Raw genomic sequence first — 14,876 nt, forward strand, 5'->3', positions numbered from 1 at the left:
CATAGCTGAAGGCCACATCTGCAACATACCTGTCAAGGATTTCCAGCTTGCACGCAATTATCGAGCAAATGCCCTCCAATCGCTTGACGCTCGATTGTGTATACGCATACACCAACACCAAGATACCGCGATGAGACGGAGGTGAATCATGTCGCAAAAGCACCGCAAGACGCCCGAACAGCTGCGGTCCGCGCGCTGGTTCGCCCCGGATGACCTGCGCAGCTTCGGCCACCGCTCGCGGATGATGCAGCTCGGCTATTCCGAAGGCGAGTTCCGCGACAAGCCGATCATCGGCATCCTCAACACCTGGTCCGAGCTGAACTCCTGCCACAGCCACTTCCCCGAGCGGGTCAAGGACGTGAAGCGCGGTGTGCTGCAGGCGGGCGGCTTCCCCGTCGAGATGCCCGCGCTCTCGGTCGACGAGAGCTTCAACAAGCCGACCTCGATGCTCTACCGCAACATGCTGGCGATGGAGACCGAGGAACAGATCCGCGCCCACCCGCTCGACGGGGTGGTGCTGATGGGCGGCTGCGACAAGACCACGCCGGGGCTCATCATGGGCGCCATCTCGGCGGGGGTGCCCTTTCTCTTCCTGCCCGCGGGCCCGATGCTGCGCGGCAATTACGCGGGCAAAATCCTGGGCAGCGGCTCGGATGCCTGGAAGTACTGGGACGAGCGCCGCGCCGGCAATATCACCGACGAGGACTGGCTCGGCCTGCAGGGCGGCATCGCGCGCTCGGCGGGCACCTGCATGACCATGGGCACCGCCTCGACGATGACCGCGATCACCGACGCCATGGGGCTCAGCCTGACCGGCGCCTCTTCGATTCCCGCCTCGGATTCCGGTCACCAGCGCATGGGCGCCGACTGCGGTCGCCGCATCGTCGAGATGGTCTGGGAGGACATGACCCCCGAGCAGATCATCACCCCCGCCGCGGTGCAGAATGCCGCCAAGGTCGCCATGGCCACCGGCTGCTCGACCAATGCCGTCGTCCATCTCATCGCCATGGCGCGCCGCGCGGGCGTCGATCTGACGCTCGACCATCTCGACGCGCTCGGCCGGGTCACCCCGCTGATCGCCAACGTCCGCCCCTCGGGCAAGGATTACCTGATGGAGGATTTCTACTACGCCGGGGGGCTGCGTGCGCTGATGAAGCAGATGCAGGAGATGCTCGACCTCTCCTGCCTCACCGTCACCGGGCGCACACTCGGCGACGAAATCGCCACCGCCGAGGTCTACAATGACGACGTGATCCGCCCGCTCACGAACCCGGTCTACCACGAGGGCTCGCTGGCGCTGCTGCGCGGCAACCTCTGCCCCGACGGCGCGGTGATCAAGCCCGCCGCCTGCGATCCCAAGTTCCACGTGCACGAAGGCCCGGCGCTGGTCTTCGACAGCTACCCCGAGATGAAGGCGGCGGTCGACGACGAGACGCTCGACGTGACGCCCGACCACGTCATGGTGCTGCGCAACGCCGGCCCGCAGGGCGGCCCGGGCTTTCCCGAATGGGGCATGCTGCCGATCCCCAAGGCGCTGATCAAGCAGGGCCACCGCGACATGCTGCGCATCTCCGACGCCCGCATGTCCGGCACCTCCTACGGCGCCTGCGTGCTGCATGTCGCGCCCGAGAGCTTCGTCGGCGGTCCGCTGGCGCTGCTCAAGACCGGCGACATCGTGCGGCTCGACCTGCCGAACCGCAGCCTCGACATGCTGGTGGACGAGGAAGAGATCGCCCGCCGCAGGGCCGCATGGACGCCGCCGGAGCCGCGCTTCGAACGGGGCTGGGGCTACATGTTCTCGCGCCACGTCACCCAGGCCGACAAGGGCTGCGACTTCGACTACCTCGAGCGCGACTTCGGCCGCGCCGCCGGTGAGCCCGACATATTCTGAGCCCGACAGTTTCCGAGAAAGGACCCACATGCTCGATCTCGACAGCGCCCTCGCTGGCATCTCCGGCATCCTTGTCACCCCCTATGACGAGGCGGGCGAGATCGCCCCGGCCAAGCTCACCCCGATCCTCGACCGCGCGCTTGGCGCCGGGCTGCACATGCCCGTGGTCAACGGCAACACCGGCGAGTTCTACGCGCTGACCACCGACGAGGCCTGCGTGATGGCCCGCGAGGTCTGCGCCATGGTCGACGGCCGCGCCCCGGTGCTCGCGGGCATCGGGCGCGGCATCCGCGACGCCTGCGCGCTGGCCCGCGCCAGTGCCGAGGCCGGGGCCACCGCGCTGATGATCCACCAACCGCCAGACCCCTTTGTCGCGCCGCGCGGCACGGTCGATTACGTCAAGGCCATCGCCGATGCCTCGGGCGGGCTGCCGATGATGCTCTACCTGCGCAACGACGCGATCGGCACCGGCGCCATCGCCGATCTTTGCGCGGTGCCCGGGGTGAAGGGCGTGAAATGGGCCACCCCCAACCCGCAGAAGCTCGCCGCCGCCAAGGCCGCCTGCGATCCCGCGATCACCTGGGTCGGCGGTCTTGCCGAGGTCTGGGCGCCGACCTTCTACGCAGTGGGCGCGCGCGGCTTCACCTCGGGACTGATCAACGTCTGGCCCGAGCGCTCGCTGGCGATCCACGCGGCGCTCGAGGCATCGGATTACACCGAGGCGAACCGGCTGATCCACGAGATGCAGGCCTTCGAGGACATCCGCGCCGAAGAGCTGAACGGCACCAATGTCACCGGCGTGAAGGCCGCGCTCCAGGCCACCGGCTTTGACTGCGGCCCGACCCGCCCGCCCTCGGCCTGGCCGCTGACCCCTGCGCAAGAGGAGAAACTGCAGGTCTTCCTCAAGACCAACGGCCTGATCTGACACCCATCCGCCGGGCGCACCGAACCTTGCCCCGCCCGACACGCCCCCCCTGTCCTTCTGGAGGAGACCCCGATGAATCCCGAAACCCGCGCCATCTTGATGGATGTCTCCGTCGCAACGCTGGCCACTGCGCTCTTCAAGCGCGGCCTGCGCAGCCAGGTGATCCAGGGCGTGCACCCGGTCGGCTGGAAAGGCCGGAACATGGTCGGCCCGGCCTTCACCCTGCGCTACATGCCCGCCCGCGAGGACCGCAACCAGCTGTCGGAGTTCCGCAATCCCGGGCACCCGCAGCGCGTGGCGATCGAGACCTGCCCCGAGGGCCACGTGCTGGTCATGGACAGCCGCAAGCAGGCCAACGCCGCCTCGGCGGGGGACATCCTGATCACCCGGCTGATGATGCGCGGCGGTGCCGGCGTCGTCACCGATGGCGGCTTCCGCGACGCTGCGGTGATCGCCGAGCTCGACATGCCGGCCTATCACAGCCGCCCGTCGAGCCCGACCAACCTCACCAACAACGAGGCCATCGCGATCAACGAGCCGATTGGCTGCGGCGACGCCCCGGTGTTCCCCGGCGACATCATCGTCGGCGACGCGGATTGCGTCATCGTGATCCCGGCGCATATGGCCGACGAGGTCGCCGCCGAGGCCCGAGAGATGACCGCATACGAGGATTTCGTGGTCGAGCAGGTCAAGGCGGGCGCGCCGATCATCGGGCTCTATCCCCGCGTCAACGAAGAGAAATACGGCCCCCTCTTCGAAGCGTGGCGGGCCGAGAACGGGCGCTGACCGGCCCCGCCAACGTGCGCGTCGCATGTGGCGCTTACGTCACGCCGCATCTTGCGGCGGTTGATCTCCCGACCGGAGGCGCGAGGGTCGCCGAGCGCTGCTGCACGGCACCTGCGCGGGCTCAGTCGAGCCGCGCGGGCGTGTCCTTCACCCGCCGGATCGGGATCGAGGATTCCAGTGAGGCGACCCCGGGCAGCTTGGTCAGCCGCCCGGTGAGAAAACGCTCGTATTCCGTCAGATCCCGCACAGAGATCCGCAGCAGGTAGTCGAAACTGCCGGTCATCAGCCAGCAGTCGACGACCTCGGGACAGCGCCGAACCTCGGTCTCGAAGGCCTCCAGCCGGTCGTCGATCTGCCGGTCGAGCCGCACCGAGATGAACACGCTGAAGCCGAACCCCAGCTTTCCCTCGTCGATCCGGGCGCTGTAGCCGGTGATATAGCCCTCGGACTCGAGCCTGCGGATCCGCCGCGCGCAGGGCGAGGCCGAGAGCCCGATCCGCTCGCTCAGGTCCTGATGACTGGCGCGCGCATTTTTCTGCAGCTCGCGGAGAAGCTTTCGGTCGATCTCGTCGAGGTCCTGGCTCATGTGCGCTGATTTTCCCCATCGAATCCATCTCTCACGCTTATTTCCACTACACAAAGGCGCCATGGGCAATGGGAAAGGCGAGTTCCGCTTCGGCGAGTCATATACGCTCGCGCGGAAAGGGAGGGACTACATGACCGACGACGCGCAGCACCTCAAGATGATCGAGCAGCGACTGCTTTGGCTGTCGCACTGGATGATCCACAACGCCAATCATCTCCGGCCCAAGCAGGACGGCATCAAGATCGGCGGGCATCAGGCCTCCTCGGCCTCGATGGTGTCGATCATGACGGCGCTCTACTTCTCGGCGCTGCGCCCCGAGGACCGGGTGGCGGTCAAGCCCCATGCCTCGCCGATCTTCCACGCGATGCAGTACCTGATGGGCAACCAGACGCGCGAGAAGATGGAGAATTTTCGCGGCTACGGCGGCGTGCAGAGCTACCCGAGCCGCACCAAGGACATCGACGATGTGGATTTCTCCACCGGCTCGGTCGGGCTTGGCGTCGGCATCACCGCGCTGGCTTCGATGGTGCAGGACTTCATCCGCGCCAAGGACTGGGGGGCCGAGGTCGATGCCGGCCGGATGGTCGCACTGGTCGGCGATGCCGAGCTTGACGAGGGCAATGTCTACGAGGTGCTGCAGGAGGGCTGGAAGAACGACCTGCGCAACTGCTGGTGGGTGATCGACTACAACCGCCAGTCGCTCGACGGCATCGTCCGCGAGGGGCTCTTCGGGCGGGTCGAGAAGATCTTCGAGGCCTTCGGCTGGGACGTGGTGCGGGTGAAATACGGCGCCCTGCAGCGCGATGCCTTCGACGAGCCCGGCGGCGCGCGGCTGCGCGACTGGATCGACGCCTGCCCCAATGCCGAATACTCCGCCCTGACCTACCGCGGCGGCGCGGTCTGGCGCGAGCGGCTGATGGAGGATCTGGGCGATCAGGGCGATGTGACGGCGCTCCTCGAGCGGCGCAGCGATGCCGAGCTGGCGGCGCTGATGGAGAACCTCGGCGGCAACTGCGTGTCCACCATGGCCGAGGCCTTTGCCGCCGTGGACCACGACCGCCCCGTGTGTTTCCTCGCCTATACGATCAAGGGCTGGGGCACACCCATCGCCGGGCACAAGGACAACCACGGCGGGCTGATGACCAAGGCGCAGATGGCCGAATGGCAGGCGCATATGGGCGTCGCCGAGGGTCAGGAATGGGAGCCCTTCGCCACGGTGAAGGATGGCGCGGCGCTGAAGCAGTTCCTCGCCCGCGTGCCCTTCTTCGCGCGCGGCGCGCGGCGCTATTCCGATGCCCGCCTGCCCGTCCCTGCCGTCGCGGTGGACACCAGCCGCGAGATCTCGACGCAGATGGCCTTTGGCAAGATCCTCGACGATCTGGCGCGCGGTGACAGCGATCTGGCGGCGCGGATCATGACCACCTCGCCCGACGTGACCGGCACCACCGGCCTCGGCCCCTGGGTCAACCGGCGCAAGCTCTTCGCCCGCGCGGCGCAGAGCGATGCTTTCATCGAGCACCGCATCCCCTCGACCGCCAAGTGGAACTTCGCCCCCGAGGGGCAGCACCTCGAGCTTGGTATCGCCGAGATGAACCTCTTCCTGCTGCTTGGCGCGGCGGGGCTGTCGCACAGCCTCTTCGGCAAGCGGGTGATCCCCATCGGCACGGTTTACGACCCCTTCGTCGCGCGCGGGCTCGATGCGCTGAACTACGCCTGCTACCAGGACGCGCGTTTCATGATCGTCGGCACGCCCTCGGGCGTCACGCTCGCCCCCGAGGGCGGCGCGCACCAGTCGATCGGCACGCCGCTCATCGGCATGAGCCAGGACGGGCTCGCGGCCTTCGAGCCCGCCTTTGCCGACGAGCTGGCGGTGATCATGGAATGGGCCTTCGACTACCTGCAGCGCGATGGACACAAGGACGGCGGCGGAGACCCCGACGAGCGCACATGGCTGCGCGACGAGACCGGCGGCTCGGTCTACCTGCGGCTCACCACCAAGCCGCTCGAGCAGCCCGGCAAGCGCCATGACGACGCCTTCGTGCAGGGCGCCATCGACGGCGGCTACTGGCTGCGCAAGCCGGGGCCGAACTGCTCGGTGGTCATCGCCTATCAGGGCGCGGTGGCCGACGAGGCGATCGCCGCGGCGGGGATGATCGGCGAGCACCGGCGCGATGTGGGGGTTCTGGCGGTGACCTCGGCGGACCGGCTCAACGCCGGCTGGACCGCGGCGCAGCGGGATCGGGCGCGCGGCAATGCGCAGGCGCGCTCGCATGTGGAATCGCTGCTCGGCGAGCTGCCGCGCCACTGCACGCTGGTCACGGCAATCGACGGACACCCGGCAACACTGTCGTGGCTCGGCGCGGTCGCCGGGCACCGGGTGATCCCGCATGGGGTCGAGCACTTCGGCCAGACCGGGACAATCGGCGATCTCTACCGCCACTTCGGTCTGGATCGCGAGAGCCTCGCGCAGGCGGTGACCCATCTGACCGTCGGGGCGGCGGTCGCCTGACGCGGCGGCCCTCTGAAAATTCCACCGGTAAAAATCCCCCTGCGCGCTAGGGCGCCCAGGGGGCCAGCAGCAGCGCCAATGCCGCCCAGCAAGTCACTTCGGAGACAAGCTGTACCGCCCCGAGCACATCGCCGGTCACGCCGCCGATGCGGCGCCGGGCGAGCCACCCAAGCGTTCCGGCCACGCCGCAGCAGAGCAGCCCCAGCACGAGAGCTGCGCCGCCCGCCAGCGCCACCCCCACCAGCGCGAGGCCCAGCACCATCGCCCGCGCCGCCCGGCTGCGGCCCGCGGCGAGCCGCCCCAGCCCATCGGCGCGGGCGGGGGGCAGCAGCTCTTGCAGGCCCACCATCGCGGCGCGGCTGACCATACCGATCAGCACGAACCAGCCCGCCCCGGCGGCGGACCCCAACTCCGGCCCGAGTTGCGCCAGCCCCGCCCCCCAGAGCACGGTGGCAAGGATCAGCGCCATCACGCCGTAGCTGCCGATGCGGCTGTCGCGCATGATCTCGAGGCAATGCTCCCGGTCGCGCCCGCCACCGATCCCGTCGGCGAAATCCGCCAGCCCATCGACATGCAGCGCGCCGGTCGCCAGCACCTGCGCCGCCACCGCCAGCGCCGCCGCCAGCAGGGGCGCGCCCCCCAGCGCCAAGCCCGCCGCAAAGGCCGCCCAGCCGATCAGCCCGACCAGCGCGCCCACCAGCGGAAAGGCCCAGCGGGCGGCGGCGAGCGAGGGCGCATCCCCCGCGATCCGCCCGGCGGGCAGCCGTGTCAGCAGCATCACCGCCACCTGCAGCTCGCGCAGCCGGGCGCGAAGCGGGCTCATCCGCCCGAGACCCCGGCCTGTGCAAAGGTCGCCATGCCGTTGTGGCACTCCAAGGCCGCGCGCAGCACGCCGAGCGCAAGCGCCGCCCCCGAGCCCTCGCCAAGCGCCATGTCGAGCGCCAGCACCGGCGCCTTGTCCATGGCGTCGAGCAACCGGGCGTGGCCGGGCTCGCGGCTGACATGGCCGACGAGACAATGCTCCAGAAACCGCGGATTGGCGGCGAAGAGCGGCGCGGTCGCCGCGGTGCAGATGAACCCGTCGAGGATGACCGGGATACGCCGCGCCCGCGCCTCGATCAGCGCGCCGCAGATCGCCGCCTGCTCGCGCCCGCCGAGCGCCGCGAGAATGCCCAGCCCCTGCGCCCCGGCGTGGCGCGCGCAGGCGCGGCGCACCGCACCCGCCTTGCGTGCAAGGCCCGCCTCGTCCGAACCGGTGCCGCGACCGATCCAGCCCTCTGGATCTCCGCCGAAACCGGCGCAGGCGAGCGCCGCGGCAATGGTCGAGTTGCCGATTCCCATCTCGCCGAGGATCACCACCTGCGCGTCGCCCGCGACCGCCTCGGCGCCGCGCCGCATCGCGGCCAGCGTCTCGGCTTCGGTCATCGCGGGGGCTTCGGTAATGTCCGCCGTCGGCCGGTCGAGGTCGAGCGCCACCACCGACAGCTCGGCCCCCGCGGCGCGGCAGAGCTGGTTGATCGCTGCGCCCCCGGCCTCGAAAGTGGCCACCATCTGGGCGGTGACTTCCTGCGGGAAGGGGTTCACCCCCTGCGCGCAGACCCCGTGGTTGCCGGCAAAGACCAGCGCCTGCGCCTTGCCGAGCCGCGGGCGCTCGGCCCCCTGCCAACCGGCCATGAAGACCGCCAGATCCTCGAGCCGGCCCAGCGAGCCCGGCGGCTTGGACAGGCTCGCCTGCCGGTCCCGCGCGGCCTGCGCCGCGGCCGCGTCGGCCCCGGGCAGCGTCCCTGCCAAATCCGCGATGGCCGCAAGCGTGGGGATGTCAGAAAGAATGCTCATTCGGTTTCACCTTCACTGGGTAGCCCGCCACCGCCAGCCAGACCTCGTCGCAGGCCTCGGCCACGGCTTGGTTCATCCAGCCCGCGGCATCGCGGAAGCTGCGGGCGAGCCGGTTCTCCGGGACGATTCCCGCCCCGACTTCATTGGTCACGAAAATCACCGGGGCGCGCTGCCGCGCGATCTCCTGCACCAGCGCCTGCACCGCGCTGCGCCAGTCCGCCTCGGCCAGCAGCAGGTTCGTCAACCAGAGCGTCAGGCAATCGACAAGCCGAGGCAGATCGCCGTCGCTGGCGCGCAGCGCGGCGCCAAGATCGCGGGGCGCGTGCAGCTCCTGCCAGCAGGCGCCCCGCCGCGAACGGTGCTCTGCGATGCGCGCGGCCATTTCCTCATCACCCTCGTAAATCTCTGCGGTGGCGATATAAATCGCCCGTCCACAGGGGGCGAGCGCCCTGCGTTCGGCAAGCGTCGACTTGCCTGACCGTGCCCCGCCCGTGATGAGTATCGACCTTGTCATTTCCGCATGGGAAAGCATCAATGTCGCCAAAAGGGAAGAGGCAAGCAGGCCGTTGCAGCACAAAACACCCGGCTCCGGAGAGCTGATCCTGATCCGCCACGCACCGATTGCCGAGCCCGGCAGGCTCTGTGGCCGCACCGATCTTGCGGCGCGGATCGAGCCTGCGCGGATCGCGGCCCTGCGCGCCGCGCTGCCCGCGCCGGGCGCTCTCGTCAGCAGCCCCGCGCAGCGCTGCCAGCAGACCGCCAAGGCGCTCTGGCCCGAGCGCGCGGCGGTGCCCGATGCGGTGCTCTGGGAGCAGGATTTCGGCGCGCATGACGGGCGGCCCTACGCCGAGCTGCCCGATCTCGGCCCGATGGAGGGCCCTGCGCTGGCACAGTGGAGCCCACCGGGAGGCGAGAGCTTTGCAGGCCTCTGCGCCCGCGTCCGCCCGGCGCTGCTGTGCTATGGGCGGCAGGCGGCGCAGGACGCCGCGCCGGTGGTGCTGGTGGTCCACGCCGGTGTGATCCGCGCGGCGCTGTCGCAGGTGACCGGGTCCCAGCACGCGGGCCTCGCATTCGAGATCGCGCCTCTTTCGGTCACCCGCCTGCGCTGCGGTGCCGAGGGGCCTTTCTCGGTGATCGAGGCGGGCCGCGCATGAGCTGGACCCCGGTGTGCGTCGAGGGCCATTTCGGCGAGTGGATTCAGGGGCGCATGGGCAAGGGCGGCCCCGTCGCCCTGGTGACCGTCCGCTGCCCGGCCCTGACCGTCCGCGCCCCCGGAGAGGGCGCGCTGCCCTTCTCCCGGGGCCAGCTCGCAAGTTTCGCCGCGCAGCTCGGGATCGCGCCGTGCTTTCCCGGCACGGCGCGGACCGCCCCGCTCGGAGGCGGCGCCGGGGCCTCCACCGCGACGCTTGTCGCCCTGGCCCGCGCCGCGGGTGTCACTGTCAGCGCCGAGCGCCTCGCCGCGGCCTGCCTCGCGGTCGAGGGCGCCAGCGATCCGCTGATGTTCCCCCGGCCGGACGCCCTGCTCTGGGCCTCGCGAGAGGGGCGGATCCTGCGCCAGATGCCCGCGCCGCCCGCCTGCCACATCCTCGGAGGGTTCTGGGGCGCGCCGCATCGCACCGACCCCGGGGACGAGAATTTCGACGACATCGCCGATCTGGTCGACGCATGGGCAGCCGCCGTCACCCGGCGCGACCTGACCGCCTGTGCGCGCCTTGCCAGTGCCTCGGCGCGGCGGTGCACCGCGCGGCGCGGCCCCTCCCTTGCGCAGTCCGACCCGCTGCCCGAGCTGGCACGCGAGCTTGGCGCGCTCGGCTGGCTGCGCGCCCACACCGGCTCGGCGCGGGGGCTGATCTTTGCCCCCGGCACCCTGCCTGCACAGGGCGCCGCGGCATTGGCCGAGGCCGGGCTCACCGGCGTGCTGACCTTCGGGACGGGCGCGGCATGAGCTTTGCGCTGATGATGCTGGGGGGGATGGTGCTCGATCTGTTGCTGGGCTGGCCGGAGCGGCTCTACGTGCGGATCGGCCATCCGGTGACATGGCTGGGCAAGGCGATCTCGGCGCTGGAGCGGCGGCTCAACCGGGGTAGCCGGAGGCGCAGGCTCTGGCTCGGGGCGCTGACCACGCTGTCGACCGTCGCCCTTGCCGCGCTGCCCGCTGTTGCCGTGCAGGCGCTGCTGCCGGACAGCGTTGCGGGCAGCCTCCTCGGCGCGGTGCTCGCCTGGCCGTTGATCGCCCTGCGCGCGATGCACGCGCATGTTGCCGCCGTCGCCACGCCGCTGGCGCGGGGCGATCTCGGGGCCGCCCGCCACGCCGTCTCGATGATCGTGGGGCGCGACCCGGCACAGCTGGACCCCGCGGGGATCGCCCGCGCCGCGACAGAGAGCCTCGCCGAGAACAGCTCGGACGGCATCGTCGCGCCGCTCTTCTGGGGGGCGGTGGTGGGTCTGCCGGGGATCGCCGCCTACAAGGCCGTGAACACGCTCGATTCGATGATCGGCCATCGCAACGACCGCTACGAGGCCTTCGGCAAGGTCGCGGCCCGGCTCGACGACGTGGCCAACTGGCTCCCGGCGCGGCTCACCGGGGTGCTCTTCGCCCTCGCCAGCGGCCGCCGCCTGCCCGCGGCGCTGCGGGTGATGGGGCGCGATGCGCGCAAGCACCGCTCGCCCAACGCGGGATGGCCCGAGAGCGCCATGGCAGCGGCGCTGGATGTCCGTCTCTCGGGGCCGCGCGTCTATGGCGAACGGATCGCCGAGGAGCCCTGGCTCAACGCCGGCGCCCCCGATCCGACGCCGCAGGGTCTCAGCCGCGCGCTGCGCCTCTATCGCCGGGCCATGGCGCTCTGTGCCCTTGCGCTCGCCGCGCTGGTCCTGTTCGAGTGAGCGCCATGGACACCCTGCCCGACCCGCCCTTCGCCCCGCCCGCCGGCCCCTCCAGGGATCACGGCGGCAACCTCGATGCCGCCATGGCGCGCTTCGGCGGAGACCGCGCGAGCTGGCTGGATCTCTCGACCGGCATCAACCCCGACCCCTACCCGGTTCCGGAGATCCCGGCCGAGGCCTGGGCCGTGCTGCCGCGCCGCACCGAGATGGCGCGTCTGATCGCCGCGGCGCGCACCGCCTATGCCTGCCCGGCGCGCATCGTGCCGGTCAATGGCGCGCAAGGGGCGATCCAGCTGGTGCCATCACTGCGCGCGCCCGGACGGGCGGCGGTGCTGGGGCCGACCTACAACGAGCATGCGGCGGCGCTGCGCGCGGGCGGTTGGCAGGTGACCGAGACAACCCGCCTCGCGGCCCTTCACGGCGCCGATATCGCCGTGGTGGTAAACCCTAACAACCCCGACGGGCGGCACAGCGATCCCGAGACGCTTTGTGCGCTGGCAGCGCGGGTCGGGCTGCTGGTGGTGGACGAGAGTTTTGCCGATCCCGAGCCCGGGCGCTCCATCGCGCCGCGCCTCGACGGAGGCCTGCCGAACGTCATCGTGCTGCGCTCCTTCGGCAAGTTCTACGGGCTGGCCGGTCTGCGGCTGGGGTTCGCGCTGGCGCAAGGCGCGCTCGGCGACCGGCTGGCCGAGCTTGCCGGGCCCTGGCCGGTCTCGGGCCCGGCGATCGAGATCGCCTCGGCGGCGCTTGCCGACCGCCAGTGGCAGGCGGAGACCACCGCGCGCCTCACCAGCGACGCCGCGCGGCTCGACGCCCTGGCGCAGGGGACCGGCTGGGCCTTGGTCGGCAGCACGCCGCTTTTCCGCACCTACGCCGCCCCGGACGCGCTGGCGGCGCAGGACCGCCTTGCCCAGAGCCATGTCTGGACCCGCATCTTCCCCTATTCCGAGCGCTGGATCCGCCTCGGCCTGCCGCCCTCGGACCGCTGGGCACAGCTCGAGGCGGCCTTCGCCACGCTTTGAGCGCTCAGAATTCGACGCCCTGCTGCGCCTTGATCCCGTCGCGGAACGGGTGCTTGACCAGCGTCATCTCGGTCACCAGGTCCGCCGCCTCGATCAGCTCGGGCTTGGCGTTGCGCCCGGTCAGGCAGACGTGGGTCATCTCCGGTTTCCGTTCGAGCAGGAAGCCGACCACCTCGTCGATATCGAGATACCCGTAGCGCAGCGCGATGTTGATCTCGTCGAGCAGCACGAAGCGCACCTCGGGATCGAGGATCTGTTCCTGCGCGATCTGCCAGCCGCGCTGCGCCGCCGCGATGTCGCGCGCGCGGTCCTGCGTCTCCCAGGTGAAGCCCTCTCCCGAGACGAAGAAGCGGCACTCATCGGCAAATTTCTCGCGGATCATCTTCGCCTCGCCGGTGACCCAGTTGCCCTTGATGAACTGCACCACGGCGCAGGGCATGCCATGGGCGATGCAGCGCAGGATCATCCCGAAGCCCGACGACGACTTGCCCTTGCCGGGGCCGGTATGAACGAGAATGAGGCCCTTTTCAGCGGTTTTCCCGGCCATCATCCGGTCCCGCGCAGCCTTGATTTTCTTCATCTTTTCCGCGTGGCGGGTGTTGGTCTCATCGTTCATGCTGCTCTCTCCGGTCTTGACAGGGGTCGGATTTCCGGGCGATCTGACCCCACGCTGGTGCCCGTGTAAACGGGTGAAAAGGGAATGTGCAGCCGCGAGTGATCGCGGTCAGGCACAGCCGCCCCCGCGACCGTGAACGGAAAAGGGCGCTCGGAAAGCCACTGGCCATCGGGCTGGGAAGGCAGAGCGCCTGCTGGGCCAAACGCCCTGAATTCCGTGAGCCGGGAGACCTGCCAGCCATGACTTTTGAGACCGGACGGGGTGTGCCGGTGTCGGGGTGTTCCCATGCCCGGGATCCATTCCGCCGTTACCCCTGTGCGCCCAATGGATGAGGCGACACGAATGATGGACTGCGCGCACACGCGTCAGGAGAGTGACACCGAACTGCTGGTCTGCGTGACCTGCCGCCGGGCGGGGGTGACCCCAGAGGACGCGCGGCGCCCCGGTCAGGCGCTCTTTGACCAGATCACCGCGCTCGATCGGCCCGAAGGGGTGCGGATCACCGCCACCGACTGCCTGCAGAACTGCGATTTCGGCTGCACCGTCGCGCTGCGCGGCGGGGCGGAGAAGTGGACCTACGTCTTCGCCAACGTCGACGAGTCCGCGCATCCCGAGATGCTGCTCGCCGGCGCCGCGCAATACCACGCGGCGCCCGACGGGGTGATCCCCTGGCGCCAGCGCCCCGAGCATTTCAAGCGCAACTGCGTCGCCCGCATCCCCCCGCTTACCCCCGCGCCCAAGCAACAGGACCGCTGAACATGGCCGATCTTACGAAACTCCCCGTCACCGTGATCACCGGCTTTCTCGGCTCGGGCAAGACCACCCTCGTCAGCCACCTGATGCGCAACCCGGGCGGGCGGCGGCTCGCGGTGGTGGTTAACGAATTCGGCGACGTCGGCGTCGATGGCGAGATCCTGCGCGGCTGCGCGATCCCGGACTGCCCCGCCGAGAACGTGGTCGAGCTGGCCAACGGCTGCATCTGCTGCACCGTGGCCGACGATTTCATCCCCACCATCGAGGCGCTGCTGGCGCTCGAGCCGCGCCCCGACCACATCCTCATCGAGACCTCGGGCCTCGCGCTGCCGAAGCCGCTGCTGCAGGCCTTCGACTGGCCGCAGATCCGCGCCCGCATCACCGTCGACGGCGTCATCGCGCTCGCCGACGCCGAGGCGGTCGCAGCGGGCCGCTTCGCCCCCAACGTGGCGGCGGTGGACGCACAGCGCGCCGCCGACGAGAGCCTCGATCACGAGACGCCGCTGTCGGAGGTCTTCGAGGACCAGATCGCCTGCGCCGACATCGTGCTGCTGACCAAGCCCGATCTTGCCGGCGCCGAGGCCGTGGCCCGTGCCCGCGAGGTCATCGCCGCCGAGGCGCCGCGCCCGATGCCGGTGGTCGAAGTGGCAGAAGGCGTGGTCGACCCGCGGATCATCCTCGGGCTCGGTGCCGCCGCCGAGGACGATCTCGACGCCCGGCCCAGCCACCATGACACCCCGCACGACCACGACCACGAGGAGTTCGAGTCGATCACCGTCGACCTTCCCGAGCTCGCCGATCCCGCGCAGCTGGTCCACGCCATCGAGGGGCTCGCCCGCAGCCACAACATCCTGCGGGTGAAGGGCTATGCGGCGGTCTCGGGCAAGCCGATGCGCCTGCTTGTGCAGGCCGTGGGCGCGCGGGTGCGGCACCAGTTCGACCGTATGTGGCAGCCGGGCGAGGCCCGCGCCGGGCGGCTGGTGGTGATCGCCGAGCATGATGACATCCGCGAAGACGAGATCCGCGCCGCCCTGAGCCGCGCAGTGCTCGATCCGGCCCTCTAGGCCGC

Annotated in this window: 15 protein-coding genes and 1 riboswitch; of the genes, 10 read left to right on the forward strand and 5 right to left on the reverse strand. The window is 70.2% G+C overall.

Annotated elements, in window-relative coordinates; all coding sequences use genetic code 11:
• Positions 1-148 precede the first annotated feature (148 nt).
• From araD to G0Q01_RS05600, 3 genes are all read left to right on the forward strand, one after another.
• On the forward strand, positions 149-1,891 hold the full coding sequence (gene araD, locus G0Q01_RS05590) for an L-arabinonate dehydratase (RefSeq protein ID WP_164189863.1): 1,743 nt from the start codon (positions 149-151) through the stop codon (positions 1,889-1,891).
• 28 nt (positions 1,892-1,919) lie between these two features.
• Positions 1,920-2,816, forward strand: a complete 897-nt coding sequence (locus tag G0Q01_RS05595; protein WP_164189865.1) for a dihydrodipicolinate synthase family protein — start codon at positions 1,920-1,922, stop codon at positions 2,814-2,816.
• 72 nt (positions 2,817-2,888) lie between these two features.
• Positions 2,889-3,602 (forward strand): ribonuclease activity regulator RraA, encoded by a 714-nt coding sequence (locus G0Q01_RS05600; RefSeq protein ID WP_164189867.1) that lies wholly within the window; start codon positions 2,889-2,891, stop codon positions 3,600-3,602.
• Between the two features lie 121 nt (positions 3,603-3,723).
• On the opposite strand, the gene G0Q01_RS05605 is transcribed toward G0Q01_RS05600, so the two are convergent.
• Complete coding sequence (locus G0Q01_RS05605) at positions 3,724-4,188, reverse strand: Lrp/AsnC family transcriptional regulator (protein WP_164189869.1); 465 nt, start codon at positions 4,186-4,188, stop codon at positions 3,724-3,726.
• Between the two features lie 130 nt (positions 4,189-4,318).
• On the opposite strand from G0Q01_RS05605, the gene G0Q01_RS05610 reads away from it, so the two are divergent.
• Positions 4,319-6,697, forward strand: coding sequence for a 1-deoxy-D-xylulose-5-phosphate synthase N-terminal domain-containing protein (locus tag G0Q01_RS05610; RefSeq protein ID WP_164189871.1), 2,379 nt, complete (start codon positions 4,319-4,321; stop codon positions 6,695-6,697).
• A gap of 46 nt (positions 6,698-6,743) precedes the next feature.
• Here the strand turns inward: G0Q01_RS05610 and cobS are convergent, their stop codons facing one another.
• From cobS to cobU, 3 genes are read right to left on the reverse strand one after another with little or no spacing between them, the layout of a single operon-like run.
• Positions 6,744-7,520 carry an adenosylcobinamide-GDP ribazoletransferase gene (gene cobS, locus G0Q01_RS05615; RefSeq protein WP_164189873.1) on the reverse strand — a complete coding sequence of 259 codons (777 nt, stop codon included), beginning with the start codon at positions 7,518-7,520 and terminating at the stop codon, positions 6,744-6,746.
• Positions 7,517-8,533: a nicotinate-nucleotide--dimethylbenzimidazole phosphoribosyltransferase gene (gene cobT, locus G0Q01_RS05620; protein WP_164189875.1), complete on the reverse strand. Its 1,017-nt coding sequence runs from the start codon at positions 8,531-8,533 to the stop codon at positions 7,517-7,519. The genes cobS and cobT overlap by 4 nt, the downstream gene beginning before the upstream one ends.
• Positions 8,517-9,047 carry a bifunctional adenosylcobinamide kinase/adenosylcobinamide-phosphate guanylyltransferase gene (gene cobU / locus G0Q01_RS05625; protein WP_164189878.1) on the reverse strand — a complete coding sequence of 177 codons (531 nt, stop codon included), beginning with the start codon at positions 9,045-9,047 and terminating at the stop codon, positions 8,517-8,519. Before cobU ends, cobT begins: the two co-directional genes overlap by 17 nt.
• A gap of 52 nt (positions 9,048-9,099) precedes the next feature.
• On the opposite strand from cobU, the gene G0Q01_RS05630 reads away from it, so the two are divergent.
• Genes G0Q01_RS05630 through cobD form a run of 4 tightly spaced genes read left to right on the forward strand, consistent with a single transcriptional unit; the run spans position 9,100 to position 12,438 of the window.
• The gene (locus tag G0Q01_RS05630; protein ID WP_235939676.1) at positions 9,100-9,687 is read left to right on the forward strand and encodes a histidine phosphatase family protein; all 588 of its coding nucleotides are present in this window, start codon (positions 9,100-9,102) and stop codon (positions 9,685-9,687) included.
• A complete protein-coding gene (locus G0Q01_RS05635) occupies positions 9,684-10,478 on the forward strand; it encodes a propanediol utilization protein (RefSeq protein ID WP_235939679.1) in 795 nt (264 codons plus the stop codon). The genes G0Q01_RS05630 and G0Q01_RS05635 overlap by 4 nt, the downstream gene beginning before the upstream one ends.
• Positions 10,475-11,416 (forward strand): adenosylcobinamide-phosphate synthase CbiB, encoded by a 942-nt coding sequence (gene cbiB / locus G0Q01_RS05640; RefSeq protein ID WP_164213065.1) that lies wholly within the window; start codon positions 10,475-10,477, stop codon positions 11,414-11,416. Before G0Q01_RS05635 ends, cbiB begins: the two co-directional genes overlap by 4 nt.
• A gap of 5 nt (positions 11,417-11,421) precedes the next feature.
• Entirely contained in the window at positions 11,422-12,438 is a 1,017-nt protein-coding gene (gene cobD / locus G0Q01_RS05645; RefSeq protein WP_164189890.1) for a threonine-phosphate decarboxylase CobD, read from the forward strand.
• Between the two features lie 4 nt (positions 12,439-12,442).
• Here cobD and cobO read toward each other — a convergent pair whose 3' ends face one another.
• Positions 12,443-13,054, reverse strand: a complete 612-nt coding sequence (gene cobO / locus G0Q01_RS05650) for a cob(I)yrinic acid a,c-diamide adenosyltransferase (protein ID WP_164189893.1) — start codon at positions 13,052-13,054, stop codon at positions 12,443-12,445.
• A 38-nt stretch (positions 13,055-13,092) separates the two neighbouring features.
• Positions 13,093-13,307, forward strand: a riboswitch (cobalamin riboswitch).
• An 89-nt stretch (positions 13,308-13,396) separates the two neighbouring features.
• On the opposite strand from cobO, the gene G0Q01_RS05655 reads away from it, so the two are divergent.
• Together G0Q01_RS05655 and cobW are read left to right on the forward strand one after the other, a co-directional pair.
• A complete protein-coding gene (locus G0Q01_RS05655) occupies positions 13,397-13,810 on the forward strand; it encodes a DUF1636 domain-containing protein (protein ID WP_164189895.1) in 414 nt (137 codons plus the stop codon).
• Positions 13,811-13,812: 2 nt separating this feature from the next.
• Positions 13,813-14,871, forward strand: a complete 1,059-nt coding sequence (cobW, locus tag G0Q01_RS05660) for a cobalamin biosynthesis protein CobW (protein ID WP_164189897.1) — start codon at positions 13,813-13,815, stop codon at positions 14,869-14,871.
• Positions 14,872-14,876: the final 5 nt, after the last annotated feature.

This window comes from Salipiger sp. PrR007 (assembly GCF_010499845.1).
Classification (GTDB): Bacteria; Pseudomonadota; Alphaproteobacteria; order Rhodobacterales; family Rhodobacteraceae; genus Salipiger; species Salipiger pacificus_A.

Coding starts and splice junctions, on each gene's coding strand:
- cobW (WP_164189897.1), top strand. CDS start 13,813: ATGGCCGATCTTACGAAACTCCCCGTCACCGTGATCACCGGCTTTCTC.
- G0Q01_RS05635 (WP_235939679.1), top strand. CDS start 9,684: ATGAGCTGGACCCCGGTGTGCGTCGAGGGCCATTTCGGCGAGTGGATT.
- cobT (WP_164189875.1), bottom strand. CDS start 8,533: ATGAGCATTCTTTCTGACATCCCCACGCTTGCGGCCATCGCGGATTTG.
- G0Q01_RS05600 (WP_164189867.1), top strand. CDS start 2,889: ATGAATCCCGAAACCCGCGCCATCTTGATGGATGTCTCCGTCGCAACG.
- G0Q01_RS05605 (WP_164189869.1), bottom strand. CDS start 4,188: ATGAGCCAGGACCTCGACGAGATCGACCGAAAGCTTCTCCGCGAGCTG.
- G0Q01_RS05655 (WP_164189895.1), top strand. CDS start 13,397: ATGATGGACTGCGCGCACACGCGTCAGGAGAGTGACACCGAACTGCTG.
- G0Q01_RS05610 (WP_164189871.1), top strand. CDS start 4,319: ATGACCGACGACGCGCAGCACCTCAAGATGATCGAGCAGCGACTGCTT.
- araD (WP_164189863.1), top strand. CDS start 149: ATGTCGCAAAAGCACCGCAAGACGCCCGAACAGCTGCGGTCCGCGCGC.
- cobO (WP_164189893.1), bottom strand. CDS start 13,054: ATGAACGATGAGACCAACACCCGCCACGCGGAAAAGATGAAGAAAATC.
- cobD (WP_164189890.1), top strand. CDS start 11,422: ATGGACACCCTGCCCGACCCGCCCTTCGCCCCGCCCGCCGGCCCCTCC.
- cobS (WP_164189873.1), bottom strand. CDS start 7,520: ATGAGCCCGCTTCGCGCCCGGCTGCGCGAGCTGCAGGTGGCGGTGATG.
- G0Q01_RS05595 (WP_164189865.1), top strand. CDS start 1,920: ATGCTCGATCTCGACAGCGCCCTCGCTGGCATCTCCGGCATCCTTGTC.
- cobU (WP_164189878.1), bottom strand. CDS start 9,047: ATGACAAGGTCGATACTCATCACGGGCGGGGCACGGTCAGGCAAGTCG.
- cbiB (WP_164213065.1), top strand. CDS start 10,475: ATGAGCTTTGCGCTGATGATGCTGGGGGGGATGGTGCTCGATCTGTTG.